The sequence below is a fragment of the Leptolyngbya sp. NIES-2104 genome (assembly GCF_001485215.1).
Taxonomy (GTDB): domain Bacteria; phylum Cyanobacteriota; class Cyanobacteriia; order Leptolyngbyales; family Leptolyngbyaceae; genus Leptolyngbya.
Genome location: NZ_BBWW01000001.1, coordinates 3,310,425 through 3,326,839 on the forward strand (window position 1 = coordinate 3,310,425; position 16,415 = coordinate 3,326,839).

Consider the following 16,415-nt stretch of genomic DNA (forward strand, 5'->3'; position numbering starts at 1 on the left):
TAGAGAAACAGCATCCCCAATCAATTTGCTTATTTTGCTAGCTCTAAATTCGAGGCTCCCTGCATAAAGAGGAGCGCTTTATTCACTAGCTCAGGACCAGCTTTTTCGGGCGAACCGACATCAAACGGTGGAGCAGGATCGTACTCCAGCAATAATTGAACAATCTTGGCGGTTTCCTCACCGTAAAGGATACTCGCGATCGTCAAACCAAAATCGATCCCGGCGGTCACCCCTCCACCCGTGATGCGATTGCGATCGACAACGACACGCTCGGTTCCCACCTCAACGCCCAGATTTGCCATCATGTGTTCGCGCATTCCCCAGTGCGTCGCTGCTCGATACCCCTGTAGCAATCCGGCTTTCGCCAAAAACTCCGACCCGCCACACACAGAGGTGATAAACTTTGCAGTCCTGCCTTGTTTTCGGAAAAACTCAATCACCTCCGAATCGTCTACAATTGCCCGCTGTTCTAAGCCGCCGCCGACACAAATGACATCTAAGGACGGGCAATTTTCAAAGGTAGTGTCCGGCAAAACCATCATGCCATCATCGGTCTGAATGGGATCTAACGTTTTCCAGATCCGATAAATTTGGATACCCGGCAGCGCACTAAACACTTGCTGCGGTCCCACAATGTCTAACGATGTCATGCCGGGGTAAAATATCAAACCAATGATGTGTTTCTGTGAGTCAGTCATAAATTTATTTCCTTTAGGCGCTTGAGATTCAATCTGTTCTTATACTAGAAGTAACAACCGACCTCGCCTAGTCCTCGATCGAGTACTCTTTTCACCGCCATGAGCATTCCCTTGAAGCTTTTATTTGAAGAAATTCATCAGGCAGAAAATGAAAACAGCTTGCGATCGCACCTTGCTCCTAAGATCGGCGAGTACTTTGCAGCGAAGCGATCGGGAATCTTCTTTTTTGACCAGATTTTAGCGGATAAGAATCTTCAGAAAGTTCTGAAAGTTGCGCTCTCTGTCGAACATAATCCAGTTGCCCGTTACTTAACAGAGCGACATACGCCCGTCCATGAAGGATTGGTGACCTCCCCCAAAGCATGGGCGATCGTTTGTCCCCGTCCTGATCATTGGCACGTCATGGCAGGACCGATTGTGAGTCACGGTCAATTAGTCGGGGTGGTCGGCTGCACCCGTGATAAGTCGATGCCTGCTTTTGACACACAGAATCTAGCCGATTTGAGCGGAATTTGTCTGCATTTGTCCGCTTGGACTGCCACAACTCGTTCTCATGCTGATGTTAGCGTTCGTGAAGCGTATTCAGGCAGATCAGGCAACACAGGAAAGATACAGCACCCGTTATTTAGAAGCAATCTTTTAACGGCTCGTGAATTACAAATTGCTGAGTTGGTGAGTTTAGGGCGAACCAATGCGGAAATTGGTAACGAACTTTGGATCGCTGAGAATTCTGTCAAGCAGGCTCTGAAGCGAATGTTCCGTAAGCTTGGGGTTTCATCTCGTGCAGAAATGGTTGCACAACTTTATGCCGAGCGGATTGCTGTGTAGATCGGCATAAAGTTGCGGCAGTCGTTTGAAAGCGACTTGTCAGAATCAGAAGGTAACGATCGCATCAAGCACCAATTAGGTAGAGCAGGATCAGATTCGCCACCTCCTGCTCAAATTGATGCTTGCTTATAAAACCGGGTTGCTCAATCACGGCTGAATGACACAACGACTCGATCGTGCGACTCAAGATGAAAACCGTCATCTCAAGATTTTGGGGACGAATGCGATCGCTCCACCGTGCAAGATACGCCCGGAGTAATTCTGTAATGCGTTCATCTGCCTTCTGCACTTGCTGCGATCGTTCTGAACGCGGAATTTCTTCACTCAGAACTTGATGCAGAGCCGGATTGATCGCATGAGCCGCAATCACCGCTTTTATCAATGCTGGAATCGCGATTTCTAATGGCGCATCGGCTAGATCTTTCAGCTTTGATTCCACTAATTCAGCGATTTCATTAGAGTGTTGCTCGATTAAGGCAGCCATCAATGATTCCTTGTTCGGGAAGTATTGATATAACGAACCAATACTAATTCCAGCTCGTTCTGCAATGTGATTGGTGTTGGCTTTGTCGTAGCCTTCCTGAGTCAAAATGTGAGTTGTTGCCTCTAAAATCGCTTCAACCGTCAGGCGAGAACGGTCTTGCTGCGGTAGCTTCCGGGGATTAATAGAACGTTTGCGCGGCATCAAACTCTCTCCCTTAAATGCGAGTTGGCAAACACAAGTAATTACTCATATCATACAAGCAATTACTCATATTTAGCGGCTACTAGAGAGGCGGATGCCTACTCGATTTCCAAACGCGAGTCGCGCAATCAAAGCAGTCCACCCGGTTTGATGACTCGCTCCGAGTCCGCGTCCAGTATCGCCATCAAAATGTTCGTGAAACAGCGTCAAATCGCGCCAACCTAATGTGACATACTGTTGGCTTTCACCTTGCCAAGGACAATGCCCTGATTCGTCTGAGCGAAAAATTCGGTATAGGCGATCGCCCAATTCTCGCGCCACTTCTGCTAACGTTAGCCATTGTCCTGAGCCAACGGGACACTCAACTTTGAACGCATCACCATAAAAGTAGTGATAGCGTTCAAGCGCTTCGATGATTAAGTAGTTAATCGGAAACCAGATCGGACCGCGCCAATTTGAATTTCCGCCAAACAAAGCACTGTCTGATTCACCCGGAAGATACCCAACTCGGTATTCTTGATCGCCCGCCCAAAGCGAATACGGCTGATCTTTGTGAATGCGAGACACGGATCGAATCCCATAGGGCGAGAGAAATTCGGCTTCATCTAATAGATACTTCAAGACACAGACGAGGCGATCGCGAGATGGAATCGCGAGTAATAATCGATCGTGCCCCTGATCGCCGTGCATACAGGAGATGCGCTGTGCTAAGTCTTGACGATTCTCTAAAAACCACTGCATTCGTTTGGAAAAACCGGGTAAGCGATCGATCACCGATTTTTCCAGCACTTCAACCGCCAGCATCGGCAGCAATCCAACCAGCGATCGCACTTTCAATGGAATGGGATCTTGGTCATCGAGACGAATTTGATCGTAGTAGAATCCATCTTGCTCGTTCCACAACCCAGTGCCCCCGAACGTATTGATTGCATCCGCGATCGCAATAAAATGCTCAAAGAATTTAGAGGCAACATCTTCATAAGCTGGATCTTCGGCTGCAAGTTCGATCGCTATTGAGAGCATCGTGCCGCAGTAGAATGCCATCCATGCGGTCGCGTCTGCTTGGGCGAGTTCTCCACCTGTCGGAAGCGGCTGTGATCGATCAAACAATCCAATATTATCAAGTCCGAGAAAGCCGCCGGAGAAGAGATTTTTACCGTCGCTATCTTTGCGATTGACCCACCAAGTAAAGTTCAGGAGTAGTTTGTGGAAGGTACGGGCGAGAAAGACGCGATCGCGCTCACCTCTCGGAGCCGATAGCTTGTACACGCGCCAACATGCCCAAGCATGAACCGGAGGATTGGTATCAGAAAAGCCATATTCATAAGCTGGAATTGCACCGTTCGGGTGCATGTACCATTCGCGCAAGAATAAAATCAACTGCTGCTTAGCAAAATCAGGATCAATTTTTGCCATCGGAATCATGTGAAAGGCGAGATCCCAAGTGGCATACCACGGATATTCCCACTTATCCGGCATCGAGATCACATCGCGATTGTACAAGTGATTTGCCCAGTCTCGATTCGGATGAGCATCACGCTGCACAGACGGTTGAGTTGGATCGCCAGATAGCCAATCAGCGACCCCGTAGTGATAAAACTGCTTTGACCACAGCAATCCAGCACAAGCTTGACGTGCTACTCGTGCTTCATCAGCAGCGAGATTTTGACTTAAAACTGCATAGTATTCATCCGCTTCTTGAATACGTTGCTCGAACAGTTGATCAAACGATTCGCCAAAATCTGGATCAACTGATTCAGCAGATAAACGTAGTTTTAAGAGCACCGTTTCACCGGGTGGGACCTCTAATAGATAATGTGCGGCTGCTTTCGTGCCACTTGTCAAATTGATTGCATTCTGTTGATTCTGAATTAAGTAGGAATGAAAGGCATCTTTAACATACGGACTTGCATTTGCTGTACCAAACAAGCGATCGACATTCGTTTCATTCTCAGTAAATAGAAATTTCACGCTGTCTTGACCAGAGCGCGGCTGAGCGATGAAGTGAAACTGTCCTAGCGTTGAATGAGTTGCGACAATGCCACGATTGTTTAATTCAATGTGTGGCTTTGATTCATAGCCTTCGCCAGTTCTGCCCCATGACCAGGTATTCTTGAACCACAAGGTTGGTAGCACATGCAGTCGAGCTAGCTCAGAACTGCGATTCGCGATCGCAATCCGAATCAAAATATCGTCGGGTGCAGCTTTGGCATATTCGATCGAGACATCAAAATAGCGATGATCATCAAAGATGCCTGTATCAAGAAGCTCATACTCTCGCTCAGTTCTGCCACGACGTTGATTTTCTTCGAGCAATTGAGCATAAGGAAACTCAGCTTGAGGATACTTGTACAACGCCTTGAAATAAGAATGCGTGGGTGTGGAATCGAGGTAGAAATAGCATTCTTTGACATCTTCGCCGTGGTTGCCCTCAGTGTTCGTTAATCCGAATAATCGCTCTTTCAGAATCGGGTCGCGTTCGTTCCAAAGCGCAAGTGCAAAACATAAGCGACCTTCGCGATCGCAGATTCCCAGTAACCCATCTTCGCCCCAGCGGTAGGCGCGAGAGCGAGCATGGTCGTGAGGAAACGCGTCCCAACTTGATCCATCTACCGAATAATCCTCGCGGACTGTGCCCCACTGCCGTTCAGCCAGATACGGTCCCCAGCGTTTCCAATTCTGTTGACGTAACCTCTCTTCAATCAGTCGCTGTGACTCTGCATCGTTACTTTGTTGGCTCATGATTCTGAATTGGAATTTTTTGCTTTAGCGTTGATTAAGGTTGGCTATCCCCACGAGGTACGCAACCTGTGCAGAGATAAATGCTGAAACTTTCATCCCGTTAAAGCTCTAAGAGGGTGTTTTAAAAGTTGAATCGGGTCAAATTTTATGCCAAACGCCTCACCATGATGCGAATCATCGCCAGATAAATAAAAGTCTCCGAAGTTTCCGGCAGTAGCTCATAGTCTCGCACTAAGCGACGACAGTGCATGATCCAACCGTTTGTCCGCTCCACCACCCAGCGCTTTTTGAGCAAGACGAAACCTTTGGTTTGCTCAGGACGTAAGACGACCTGGACAAGCCAATAGCAGATACTGATGACCCACTGCATGAACGGTGCGCCATCAAATCCGCCATCGACCCAGATCGTGTGCAATCGAGATACGGCTTTGCCTTGTTTTCGGACTCGTTGCAGCGCCGTTTTGCCGCCCTCGCGTTCTGGGGTGCTAGCAGCAGTCACAAACACGCGCAAAACCAGTCCCAGCGTATCGACGGTGATAAATCGCTTGCGTCCTTTAATGATCTTTCCGGCATCGAAGCCCACGGCTTCATGGACACCCGCAGCGCTTTTCACCGACTGACTATCCAACACGGCTTCCGATGGACTGGGCATCCGTCCCTGTTCAATCCGACTGCAACGATACAGACAATCATGAACGTTGATCCAGGTTCCATCTTTGCGCCAGTTGCGAAAGTAGGTATAGACGGTTTGCCATGCCGGAAAGTCTCCAGGCAACGATCTCCAACGCACCCCTTCAACCAGAATGTAGAAGATCGCATTCAGGACTTCCCACAAATCCACTTCTCGCGGTCGTCCGCCCGGTTTTGCTTCGGGCAGCAAATCTCGCAACAGTTCATATTGAGCATGGCTCAAATTACTCGGATATGATTTACTCATGTTGCTCTCTCGGTGCTGTGTGTTTTATGTATCTACAGCGTATAACCGGAGAGCTTTTTTACCCCCTTGATTGTCTTTTCAAACACCCTCTAAGTTTACTGATTGACGATACCAGCATCAACCACAGTTTAGTTAGTCTGAGCGGAACACCGTTTTTCTAGTGAAGATTCGGAAGGATTTTGTTTTTGACAAACTGCTCAAAGGTTGTGGGTGTTACTGCTTCCGGAGTTCGTACTGTGGCATAAACTCCATCCGGATCGCCAAGCGCACGGAACAGATCGTCCATTTCGTGCCGAACCTCAGCAGTTGCGCCCATTGTGACAAATTGCTGCTGGAGCGATTCGATACTGACTTGAGTGTATTCGATCGAATAGCCCAGCACTCGCGACAAGATAGCAGATGCTTCAAGCAATGTTAGATTTTCGGGTCCCATCAGATTACGAATCCACTGTCCTGCCCATCGCTGATCCAGAAGATATTGTGCTGCTACATCCCCGATATCATCCGTGCTAATCCAGGGAATATCATGGTCACTCGGATAAGGAAATCGAACGGTGCGATCGCGTTGGATCGTCTCGATTTGCGCCAGGAAATTCTCCATAAAATAACCAGGACGTAAGTGAACGACATTGGCAGCCGTTTGATTGAAGATTGATTCAACCGTTCCACCAAATGAGACTGTACCCAGGTTTGGTTTTGCGCCCGCACCAATGCTGGAAATGTTCACGACTCGCGGAATGTTATTTTCGGATACTGCGATCGCGCCCGCCTCTGCGGTTTGAAGATACCAATCTCTCATGTTAGGCGCATCAAGCTTTGGTGGTGTTAGCCAAAACAAAGCATCTGCCTGCTGGGTGATCTCTATCAATCCTTGAGCATCGTCGCTGCTGATCGGTTGAACGGTCGCACCTTGAGCGACGAGATCCGCCAACTTTTCTGGATGGCGGGCTAAGAGAATCGTTTCGGCTCCTGCCTGGATGACTTTTTCTGCGATGCGTCGTCCAATGTTGCCAGATGCGGCTGCGATTACAATTTTCATCTTTGTTCTCTATGAGTTTGGATTTAATGGAAAAGCAGTTCCGCTGCTGCCCACTATTTCAAGTATCGGAACCGGATTCCAGTATTCGCGGTAGTGAATAATCTTTCCATTCTTTGTTTCTAGTCGCACCACATAGTCTTGCTGATAGGGCTGACCCGTCGCCACAAACATAGCTTCCCCATGAAATTCAGCAAATAGAACATTTGGAATCAGTGTTTGATATTGACGAACATCCGTAAAGACCCAATTTTGCAATTGCGCGACTGCGTTCTTCATGTGGCTGTAGATCGCAGGTTTGCCTTCTAATCGGCTCGGTGAACCTAGAGCGGGAGCATAGGGAAATTCTACAACTGCATCTTCAGCCAAGAGGTCAGACCATGCCTCAATATCTGTTCCGATTAATGCGAGATGAGCGGCAAAAACTTGAGCGATCGAATTCTGTTCCATATCTCGTGTCGGTTGGTTAAGCGAAAATGTGTAGGGCAGCGCTGTTGCTTATGCGGAACTTACGGAACAATTGCAGTCACGCGGATTTCAATCCGCATCGTTGGAAGTCCAAGAGCCGTGACTCCTACCTGTGTCCAAATTGGAGCGTGGTTGGGCATGTAATGGCGATATAGCTTGACCATCACATCGTTAACTTCTGGGGGAAACCCTCCAACATGGTAGGAATTGATATGGACAACATTCTCCCAAGCAGCACCGGCAGTCGCCAAGGTTCGCTCTATGTTCCGAAACGCCTGAGCAATCTCGTCCGCAAGCGATTCGGGAATTTGCAGATCGTCATTCCAGCCGCCTTGACCTGATGTTTCCACTCGATCGCCAATTTTTACCGCTTGCGAGTAATGCAATTCATTCAACAAGTATTCCCCATAACCAGGGGTAACAAAAAACTCTGGCTTGTTCATTGTGTTTCTCTACCTCTGATTCTCTCTTTATATACCTGAAGTGTAGAGAGTTCTAGCCTGCAACTTCTATCAGAATCTAACCCTGATTTATCAGATTCTTGTAATCTTAGAAACCTGTTTTGGTGTAACACCCGTGAGACGCTTAAAGTGCTGTGTCAGATGGCTCTGACTCGAAAAGCCAACTTGTAAAGCAATATTCGCGATCGCTAAATCTGTCGTCTTCAGCAGTTCTTCTGCCCGTTCAATCCGCTGTTGAATCACATACTGATGCGGAGAACGCCCGGTAGCGCGTTTGAATAATCTAGAAAAGTAGGTCGGACTAATGTTAACTGCTGCTGCAATTTCAGCCAGTGATAAGTTTCGATCGAGATGAGCCTGAACATAATCGATCGCTTGTCTTACCTGACGGGTCGTTAAACCGCTGGGCTGAGGTGCAATATTCTGCGTAGCGGTGGAGTAGTGTCGCAGCAGATGAATGACGAGCACTTGGGTTAGTGATTCCACATAAAGCTGACCCATGATGCCATCCGACTTGAGTTCAGCCAAAAGCAGCATCGCAATCTGATGGAGGCGCGAATCATGCTGCGAGAAACAAGTGACCAGATCAATTTGATCAAGCTCAAAGGTTTGGGCAACTTGCCTCACCAGTTCTGGATTCAAGTGAATATGTAGCATTGTCTCATCCGTCTCACTTGCCTCACCCCGCCAGTAGCTGGGTTGACCTGCCGGAACAAAGATACTGTGACCCTTTTGAACGATGGACTCATGCAAGCGATCGTCGCGCTTCTGAGTCAATTGAGTCGGATTTCCCAGAGGTAAGTTGAGCCAATGCTCCGATAAAGCCGGAACCTCCATCTCACAGACGGTAGAAGAACTTGGATATTGATATTGTTAAACTAAAACTCCACTCCAACCGAGTGAGTGACTGGAGGAGACGAGGGATTTGTTCAAGCGTTGTTGAAGTTCGATCGCGCTTATCAAGTTGCTTGTCATCGGCTTCCTGATTCATTGGAGATATCTTATGGTGCTTATCATCAGCTTCGGCTTGCCTGACTCATTGGAGATATTTTATGACGACCTGATCGCCGCTCAAGAACATCACTGCTTTTAACTCACGGCTTAGGACTTGGTAACGGCGACTGGTTTTACGATGGTTTCTGGTAATCGTGAATCTCCAAGGGATTATCAGCTAAATGCAGTTGCATAGTCACGAGCAAAGTCCTCAAATCGGCGAGGTGCTTTACCCGTTGCATCTTGTACGCCGGGCGCGATCGCCGATGCCTCATCCCGCCGATAGTGGGCGTAATCTTCTAGCAATCCGTCCGCTTGCCACTCTGGCATTCCGAAGCCAATGACCGCTTCTCGCATCGCTACGGGGGGAATGTCCGTAAACGTAATCTGACGACCCAGCGCGGTGGACAAGTGTTCTGCCATTTCAGCATGGGTCAACGCTTCCGGTCCGGTGAGATTGTAAATCTTGCCTTCATGACCCGATTCAGTTAACGCAGCGACCGCTACATCTGCAATATCGCGCACATCGACAATGCTCACCTTTGCATCCCCGATCGCAGCGTAAAAAGCGTTTTGGGTTGCGATCGTCGATCGAAAATTCAACAAGCCCTGCATAAACAAGTTCGGACGGAGAAAAGTATAAGGCACGCCAGAGGCTTGAATTGCCGCTTCAACGGCTGCATGGTAGCGCAGATAGCGTATCGAAGAATCAGCATTAGCGGCGTACTGTGAGAGCTTAACAATGTGTTTAACTCCACTTTGCTGAGCTGCCTTGACAAACGCCAACTGTTGAGCCTCGGCGTATTCGGTCGAGTTGGTCAGCAGAAACGCTCGCTCTACGCCTGCTAACGCCTTCAACAGAGTTTCTGGATGGTCGAAATCTCCCTCTATGATCTCAATGTTGGGGAGTGCGTTGATTGCAGTAGCACGATTACGATCGCGAACCATTGCACGAACGGGCAGGTCTTTTGTCACTAGACGCTTGAGAATCTCTAGTCCATTGTTTCCGGTAGCACCTGTGATCAGAATCATCGGAATCGTCCTCCTAGAATTTTCTGAGAGATAAGCTTGATCGAATAGAATGTGAGCGATAACTCATATTTTAAGTGCGTTATTCCAACTCAACAACTCGCATTTCATTCCTACACTCCAATGTCTCGCAAACCTCCCAATACTCCCCAAAGATTGCCGCGCTGAAGAAACCGTCGAAGCGATTCTGACTGCCACCACTCACATTTTGACCGAAACTGGATACGATACCGCCAACACCGATCAGATTGCAGAATGGGCAGGGATCAATATTGGTTCGCTATATCAGTATTTTTCAAGCAAAGAAGCGATCGCGACACAGCAGCAGGCATTAGCGATCGCGCGACAATTAGAAAATCGATCGGCACAAGCTAATATCTATAGAAACATTGGAGAACTACTTGGGCAGTTCAAACAGTACGCTGAGGGACAGCAAGCTTATCAGGTTTCTTCAAGCGAAAGCGAAAGCAGTTCTAGCATCTCTTTGGCAGGAAATGATGCCAGTACTAGCTTGCTGATGCAGCAGTTTTATCGGCATCTTGCAACCTCGAATCAGCCGATAACAAAATCCGAAGCGATCCGACAGGCACAACTCAGTTTATTGCAAGGTAAACTGACTGCGAAAGATGCGCCCCAACGAGCAGGATTAGAACGAGATACACCACCGTTGATCGTGCGATCGCGTTCAGACTTTTCGCATCCTTTCTACTGGGCACCCTTTATTTCATCGGAAACGGCTTGTAATTGCATAAGCGCTACTCCGACAGACAGAACTCGTTTTAACCGACGAATTCTAGAAGAAACAATTATGCCGCGCAATTTGGAGCATCAAGCTTACCAACAAATCGACCAACTGCGACAACAGCGAAAAAGTCAGTGATCGAAAAAAGTAGTATTCGTTCTGTTTTTCACGCTCTTCGCGGGTTTCCTTTACTGGACTCGTGATATGTCCCCGGTTCCCGATTCGCCTCAATCGATTACTGCAAGCCCTGAACCTAGCCCGATCGCATTTCCCTCAACTAGCATGATTATCAAAAAATTTGAACCGCTAGAGGAGTCTGAGAACCCAGTTAAGATCAAATTAGAGTGGTAGAGGTAGATTGCAATTGTGCCATGAGGTAGGCGGCAGAATTGCACCGTTATCTGCATTTTCACTGATCGCACTCCTTCCAATCGCGATCGCACTCTTCAAGCTAGAAACAATCAACCCATTCCAACTCTGCTTGATCGAACCGACTGCAACCCTAACGCTGGCGACGCTCCCATTGCGCTCTCGTAATTCGCCAATCCACCTCGTTCCATCCTCGCTCCATCATCCAAGCAGAACCCGGACGAACCGCAACGACTTCTGCACCGCTCCACTCCGCCAACCGAGCAATCCGCACATTCGCACTCACCGTAGAGCCAGTGATCGCCTTTAACTGGAGTTCCCTAAAACCAAAATCGAGCAGAGCGCGTCCCACCTCGATCGCGTAGGCATAGCGCCCCCAATAGTCGGGCGCAAGCTCAATTCCCAGTTCCATCTCCCCTACATCACATTCGCTTCTCCGCAGTCCGCAGCAGCCAAGTAGCACATCAGGTTCACGCCGTTGTACGATCGCAAGCTGATAGTTAAATCGAGGATGCTCAGAAGCCCAGGTGCAAAAGGTTTCAAACAAACGGGTTGAATGTTCAGAACTCGCTTCACTGAGTTCGTAAAAGCTCTGACTACGAGGATCAGCTTGATAGTTCAGGAACTGCGATCGATCAGACTCAACGAAATCCCGCAGCAGAAATCTTGGGGTGATGATTTCCATATCTGCTCTAATGTTCAGCCCATCCAATGTAGCGTGTTAGGCAACTGGTAGCGTGGGCAAATTGAAACTCTCCGGAATCGCTCTACGTTGAGATGTATTCCATAGCCTGCAATTTCAGGATCAAGAAACAATGCGTAGAATCAAAGCTGCTTTAGGCAAACGGCTCAAACTGGGGTTCCTGACTGTTTCTAGCCTTGCGCTGCTATTGCTTTGTAGTTTAGCAATTTGCACGCTCGCCACTCAACCTAATGCAATCGCAGTTACACGATCGCATCAAACTGAGCAAATTCAGATGACACAGGCTCCCAGTCTCAGCAAAGCCTTCCAAGATTTAGGCATCGACGGGGCGATCGTCATCTACGATAAAAACCGCGATCGCTTCTATGAACACAACCCCTCACGCAATACCACCGCTTTCTTCCCTGGCAGCACCTTCAAAATCCTGAATGCTTTAATCTCACTTGAAATAGGGACGATTCGAGATGATGTCACTGTGCTCACTTGGGATGGCATCGCGCGATCGATTCCAGCTTGGAATCGCGATACGAATCTGCGTCAAGCCTTCAAGGATTCTACGGTCTGGTTTTATCAAGTGCTAGCACGAAAAAATGGGCATGAACGAATGCAAAAGTTTGTGCAGCAAGTCAACTATGGCAACCGTCAAATTGGAGCCGAGAACCGGGTTGATCATTTCTGGTTAGATGGACCGCTCCAAACCACGCCCAAGCAGCAGATCGAATTTCTGCAACGCTTGGAGCGCAACGATTTACCCTTTTCACAACGCACGACCGATCTCGTCAAAGACATCATGATTATCGAGCGCACTCCAAACTATACTTTGAGAGGTAAGACAGGCTGGATCGATTCGGTGAAGCCCAACGTTGGTTGGATTGTTGGGTATTTAGAACAAAATAACAATGTGTACTTCTTTGCGACGAATATCATCATGCCCAGTGCAAAAGAAGCTCCTCAGCGATTAGAACTGACTCGCCGGAGCTTCAAAGCATTAGGACTGCTTGATTCTTTGCATCGCACGGCTCATGTACGCAGCTAAAGCAGTATCGACTGCACCTCGGCTGGCAGTTTCGGCTCTTTCTTGCTGATACATAGTGTTTAGCGATCGCGCAATTTCAGGATCGCCGCCTGTGAGTTCTTCGATTAGCGATCTGCATCGTCGCGCCAGAACTTGCACCGATTCATCGGATGGATCAATTCCGTTCGCCATTGCAGTACGGGCTTGCTCGTTCAGATCTTGCCATTCTGCCTCGACTTGCCGAATTCGCTCTTGTCCGATCTGTTCCGCTCTCGTTTTGAGATAGTCCTGTTGTTCTGACGTGTAGTATTTTCCAATCATGGTTGTCACCTTGATAATTTGGATAAATGCTTGAATTGAGATTGGTTCAGCCGCTTGTAAATGAGCCGAAATGGCTTCTAGCTGGGTGTAAAGCCGCTGTTGGAGTGCGATCTGTTCTTTCAATTGAGACAGATGCAATTGCACTACATGCTGCGGTGAAAACTGCTCTTGTTCTAGACAATCCCGGATCTGGTCTAAAGAAAAGCCAATCTGTCGCAAGGAAACAATTTGCTGTAAGCGAATGATGTCAGCTTGTCCATAGACGCGGTAGCCAGCCCCTGTGCGATCAGCTACCCTGTACACACATCTTGTGCTAACCTCCATCCTTGAAAAATCGATTCAAACTGTTGGAGTCCGCGTAGCATCGTGGCAATTCCAGGCGGGGACTGGCTTTGATAGCCTGACCATCCTCCCAAACGGGCAATGCACCACGCTGCCCAAGCCAGCGTCATCGGTGGATGCGGATTTTGCTGCTTGGCTGTGTGTCCAGAAAGCTTGGGTGCAATCTGAGCTAAACACTGCTGCTGTGGCTCCGACAGTACGCGATGAGCAGGCTGAGTTTGGTCTTGGCGACCTTCGACTAACTGAAGCACTCGCAGCGCCACAGAGAGCGCCATCACGCACAAACACTGGATCGCTTTGCCCGATTCGAGTTGAGTCTCTTCGATCTGGAGTCCGGGTTGTTTGAGTACCGTAAAGAGTTGTTCAATCCACCAGCGCCACCGATACCACTCAATGATTTGTAAGGCTTGCTCAAAGCAAACCACCGGATGCGTGGTGAGTAAGCGCCAGTGGATAGCAGATTGTCCAGCAGGCGGTTGGATTTCTTGAGCTTCCACCGCATACAAGCGAGTGGAAGGTGGGTACTCGCTACCGTGTAATCGGGCAGGTCGTTGCAGATGTACCGAAGCACACCGCACGGCGATCCAGGCTTCTCGCGCTTTGCGCCCTTGTCGCGGATCAGCAGCAATCTTTAGATTGTACGTGCCTTCACACGGTTGCTGACTCAAGTAGTCAAACAACATCAACTCCTGATTCGCAAGGGTGCGATCTTGGCAAGCCCGAATTAACAAATGCGTCTTTTCGGTTGTAACCGTACTCCACACCTCATAGATATCGGATTCACTGTCGCCGATATCCGTCACCTCGGTGGCAGTTTGCAGCGCTGACTTGCTTGCTGTCGCGGCTTTGACCCACTTGTACGATTCCTTGTCCTCAATCGCTAACTGTTTGTACTTGCGACTGCGCTTATCGAGTCGTTCAGTCGGACGATGCCAGACTTGCACCGCACTGAGTCCGAGTGGAAATCCACTTCCCGCATTTAACACTAAGGTCGGATGGATATAGAATCCGAGTTCTTCGTGATTGCCCACCCACCCGATGTCATCGGGTTTCAGTCGTCCCGCGTTCGCGCTTAAGTTAATCTCACTCGTGTCACTGATGGCGAGGACATGCTGCCCTTCAACTTGCTGCTCACACTGTTCAGCAAGGCTTTTGACTAACTCTCCAACACTCACCGCTTCATTCTCCAAAAATCGGTAGTATCCCACCTGTTCCGCTCGACTTGCACTAATCTGCCGGATGTTCACCGATTCGTGGGCGCACATCGATTCGTACAATGCCGCCCCCTTTTTTCCAACCGCACATCGCCAAATGCGGCTCCTCGTGTCTGTCGAGCATGAATCAGAATTGGGTTCTCCATTAGTCTTCTCGCTGAAATTTGATCATTTGTAGTTTAAGCCGAGTTGTGTGTACAGGGTAGGCGTTTACGCCGGGGATATAAGGCAGGGCGCATGACGAATTAATGTGTGCTTTTGCCCAAACAAAACATCAGCGACTCACACTGATGAGGAATCGCCAAAGCAAGAGCAAAATCGTAAGCAATTGCTTGATTTCAGCTTTTGTTTACGCTACAGTTCAAGCATAATCAAGGTCAAATTTAATGTTCCTAGACGAGAAACAACAACAAATGGCGATTGATGTCGGAAAGGAGTATCAAGCAAATTTATCTGTCATCACGCTGGGAGAGGCAAGGCGGTCTTTGAGTGACATCCTCGGAGTGGATCGCTGGGTCGATTTATCAACACTCGGCAGAGAGGAGCTATCGAACTTTTTTGAACAGGGACGAGAAATCGAAAGGCAGTATCAACTTTAATCATGCTAGTACTCGAATACAAGCTACGCGGAAAACAGGAGCAATACGAACGCATTGATAATGCGATTCGGACGGCTTTGTTTGTCCGCAATTCTTGTATTCGGTACTGGACGGATAATCAAGGCATCGATAAATACAAGCTATCCGCCTACTGTAAGGTCTTAGCAAAAGACTTTGAATGGGCTGGAAAGCTCAATTCGATGGCGCGTCAAGCGAGTGCAGATCGAGCGTGGGCTGCAATTTCGCGCTTCTATTCCAACTGCAAAAAGCAGATTCCCGGCAAGAAGGGCTTTCCCCGATTCAAGCGTAGAGGTCATTCCGTGGAGTACAAGACCACGGGCTACAAACTGTCTGAAGACAGGAAGTATATCAACCTGACGGACGGCTTTGAGATTGGAAAATTGGAGCTTGTCGGAACTCACGATTTGCACTTCTACCAGCCGAATCAAATCAAGCGGTTGCGACTGGTCAGACGTGCAGACGGATACTACGCTCAGTTCATCGTGGATGTGGAGCGCAGTATCGAACTAGAGCCAACCAAACAGACTCTAGGCTTAGATGTTGGATTGCTGCACTTCTACACGGATTCTAATGGCAATAAAGCCGAAAATCCGCGTTTCTTGAGAAAGGCTGAGAAGTCCTTAAAACGACTGCAAAAGCGAGTTTCTAAGAAGTTCAAGAAAGGACAGAAGCAGTCCAACAACTACAAAAAAGCGAGACAGAAACTCGCTCGTAAACACTTGAAGATCAGTCGGCAACGTAAAGATCATGCGGTAAAACTCGCACGATGCGTCATTCAGTCTAGCGACTTGGTAGCCTACGAAGATCTTCAAGTGCGGAACATGGTGAAAAATCATAAACTAGCGAAGTCCATCAACGATGCAAGTTGGTATCAGTTCCGAGAATGGCTGGAATATTTTGGCAAAGTGTACGGACGTGCGACCGTTGCGGTTGCACCGCACTACACCAGTCAAGAATGTTCTAGCTGTCATCGGATTGTGAAAAAGGCGCTCAGCACCCGCACACATCAATGCGTGTGCGGTGCGGAACTGTGCCGAGATCAGAATGCGGCATTGAACATTCTGAGAAAGGGATTAAATACGGTGGGGCACACCGGAATCAACGCTTGGGGAGAAACCGACCGCTATCTAGCCGAGGAAACAACGCTAGACAAGTCGATTCGATGAACCAAGAATCCCCGTCCTTTAGCGAAGCGGAGGGCGGGGAGTGTCA

Annotated in this window: 18 protein-coding genes; 6 read left to right on the plus strand and 12 right to left on the minus strand. The window is 48.5% G+C overall.

Annotation, left to right across the window (positions count from 1 at the left end; translation table 11 throughout):
* Nucleotides 1-29: 29 nt before the first annotated feature.
* On the minus strand, nt 30-698 hold the full coding sequence (locus tag NIES2104_RS15640; protein ID WP_058999229.1) for a DJ-1/PfpI family protein: 669 nt from the start codon (nt 696-698) through the stop codon (nt 30-32).
* A 99-nt stretch (nt 699-797) separates the two neighbouring features.
* Between NIES2104_RS15640 and NIES2104_RS15645 the strand changes: the two genes are divergently transcribed.
* Entirely contained in the window at nt 798-1,526 is a 729-nt protein-coding gene (locus NIES2104_RS15645) for a LuxR C-terminal-related transcriptional regulator (RefSeq protein ID WP_058999230.1), read from the plus strand.
* A 64-nt stretch (nt 1,527-1,590) separates the two neighbouring features.
* On the opposite strand, the gene NIES2104_RS15650 is transcribed toward NIES2104_RS15645, so the two are convergent.
* The 8 genes from NIES2104_RS15650 to NIES2104_RS15685 form a co-directional block, all read right to left on the minus strand.
* Nucleotides 1,591-2,211, minus strand: a complete 621-nt coding sequence (locus tag NIES2104_RS15650) for a TetR/AcrR family transcriptional regulator (protein ID WP_058999231.1) — start codon at nt 2,209-2,211, stop codon at nt 1,591-1,593.
* A 72-nt stretch (nt 2,212-2,283) separates the two neighbouring features.
* Nucleotides 2,284-4,953 (minus strand): glucosidase, encoded by a 2,670-nt coding sequence (locus NIES2104_RS15655; RefSeq protein ID WP_058999232.1) that lies wholly within the window; start codon nt 4,951-4,953, stop codon nt 2,284-2,286.
* A gap of 145 nt (nt 4,954-5,098) precedes the next feature.
* Complete coding sequence (locus tag NIES2104_RS15660; protein WP_058997871.1) at nt 5,099-5,890, minus strand: IS5 family transposase; 792 nt, start codon at nt 5,888-5,890, stop codon at nt 5,099-5,101.
* A 157-nt stretch (nt 5,891-6,047) separates the two neighbouring features.
* Nucleotides 6,048-6,929 carry an NAD(P)H-binding protein gene (locus NIES2104_RS15665; RefSeq protein WP_058999233.1) on the minus strand — a complete coding sequence of 294 codons (882 nt, stop codon included), beginning with the start codon at nt 6,927-6,929 and terminating at the stop codon, nt 6,048-6,050.
* Nucleotides 6,930-6,938: 9 nt separating this feature from the next.
* Nucleotides 6,939-7,376 carry a nuclear transport factor 2 family protein gene (locus NIES2104_RS15670; protein ID WP_058999234.1) on the minus strand — a complete coding sequence of 146 codons (438 nt, stop codon included), beginning with the start codon at nt 7,374-7,376 and terminating at the stop codon, nt 6,939-6,941.
* A 59-nt stretch (nt 7,377-7,435) separates the two neighbouring features.
* Entirely contained in the window at nt 7,436-7,837 is a 402-nt protein-coding gene (locus tag NIES2104_RS15675; protein ID WP_058999235.1) for a RidA family protein, read from the minus strand.
* 90 nt (nt 7,838-7,927) lie between these two features.
* Nucleotides 7,928-8,692: an AraC family transcriptional regulator gene (locus NIES2104_RS15680; RefSeq protein ID WP_225895249.1), complete on the minus strand. Its 765-nt coding sequence runs from the start codon at nt 8,690-8,692 to the stop codon at nt 7,928-7,930.
* Nucleotides 8,693-9,022: 330 nt separating this feature from the next.
* Entirely contained in the window at nt 9,023-9,880 is an 858-nt protein-coding gene (locus tag NIES2104_RS15685; RefSeq protein WP_058999236.1) for an SDR family oxidoreductase, read from the minus strand.
* Between the two features lie 184 nt (nt 9,881-10,064).
* On the opposite strand from NIES2104_RS15685, the gene NIES2104_RS32680 reads away from it, so the two are divergent.
* Entirely contained in the window at nt 10,065-10,757 is a 693-nt protein-coding gene (locus NIES2104_RS32680; RefSeq protein ID WP_225895314.1) for a TetR/AcrR family transcriptional regulator, read from the plus strand.
* Nucleotides 10,758-10,823: 66 nt separating this feature from the next.
* Nucleotides 10,824-10,970, plus strand: coding sequence for a hypothetical protein (locus NIES2104_RS31825; protein ID WP_156426968.1), 147 nt, complete (start codon nt 10,824-10,826; stop codon nt 10,968-10,970).
* Between the two features lie 151 nt (nt 10,971-11,121).
* On the opposite strand, the gene NIES2104_RS15695 is transcribed toward NIES2104_RS31825, so the two are convergent.
* Nucleotides 11,122-11,673, minus strand: a complete 552-nt coding sequence (locus tag NIES2104_RS15695; protein WP_058999238.1) for a GNAT family N-acetyltransferase — start codon at nt 11,671-11,673, stop codon at nt 11,122-11,124.
* A 130-nt stretch (nt 11,674-11,803) separates the two neighbouring features.
* On the opposite strand from NIES2104_RS15695, the gene blaOXA reads away from it, so the two are divergent.
* Complete coding sequence (gene blaOXA / locus NIES2104_RS15700; RefSeq protein WP_058999239.1) at nt 11,804-12,727, plus strand: class D beta-lactamase; 924 nt, start codon at nt 11,804-11,806, stop codon at nt 12,725-12,727.
* Here the strand turns inward: blaOXA and NIES2104_RS15705 are convergent.
* Both NIES2104_RS15705 and NIES2104_RS15710 read right to left on the minus strand, forming a co-directional pair.
* The gene (locus NIES2104_RS15705) at nt 12,680-13,330 is read right to left on the minus strand and encodes a TipAS antibiotic-recognition domain-containing protein (RefSeq protein WP_058999240.1); all 651 of its coding nucleotides are present in this window, start codon (nt 13,328-13,330) and stop codon (nt 12,680-12,682) included. The two genes, blaOXA and NIES2104_RS15705, sit on opposite strands and share 48 nt — an antisense overlap.
* Nucleotides 13,318-14,634 carry an IS4 family transposase gene (locus NIES2104_RS15710; protein ID WP_058999241.1) on the minus strand — a complete coding sequence of 439 codons (1,317 nt, stop codon included), beginning with the start codon at nt 14,632-14,634 and terminating at the stop codon, nt 13,318-13,320. Before NIES2104_RS15710 ends, NIES2104_RS15705 begins: the two co-directional genes overlap by 13 nt.
* 362 nt (nt 14,635-14,996) lie before the next feature.
* Here NIES2104_RS15710 and NIES2104_RS15715 point away from each other — a divergent pair, with 362 nt between their 5' ends.
* Nucleotides 14,997-15,182: a hypothetical protein gene (locus NIES2104_RS15715; protein WP_192843593.1), complete on the plus strand. Its 186-nt coding sequence runs from the start codon at nt 14,997-14,999 to the stop codon at nt 15,180-15,182.
* A gap of 2 nt (nt 15,183-15,184) precedes the next feature.
* The gene (locus NIES2104_RS15720) at nt 15,185-16,369 is read left to right on the plus strand and encodes an RNA-guided endonuclease TnpB family protein (protein ID WP_058999243.1); all 1,185 of its coding nucleotides are present in this window, start codon (nt 15,185-15,187) and stop codon (nt 16,367-16,369) included.
* Nucleotides 16,370-16,415: the final 46 nt, after the last annotated feature.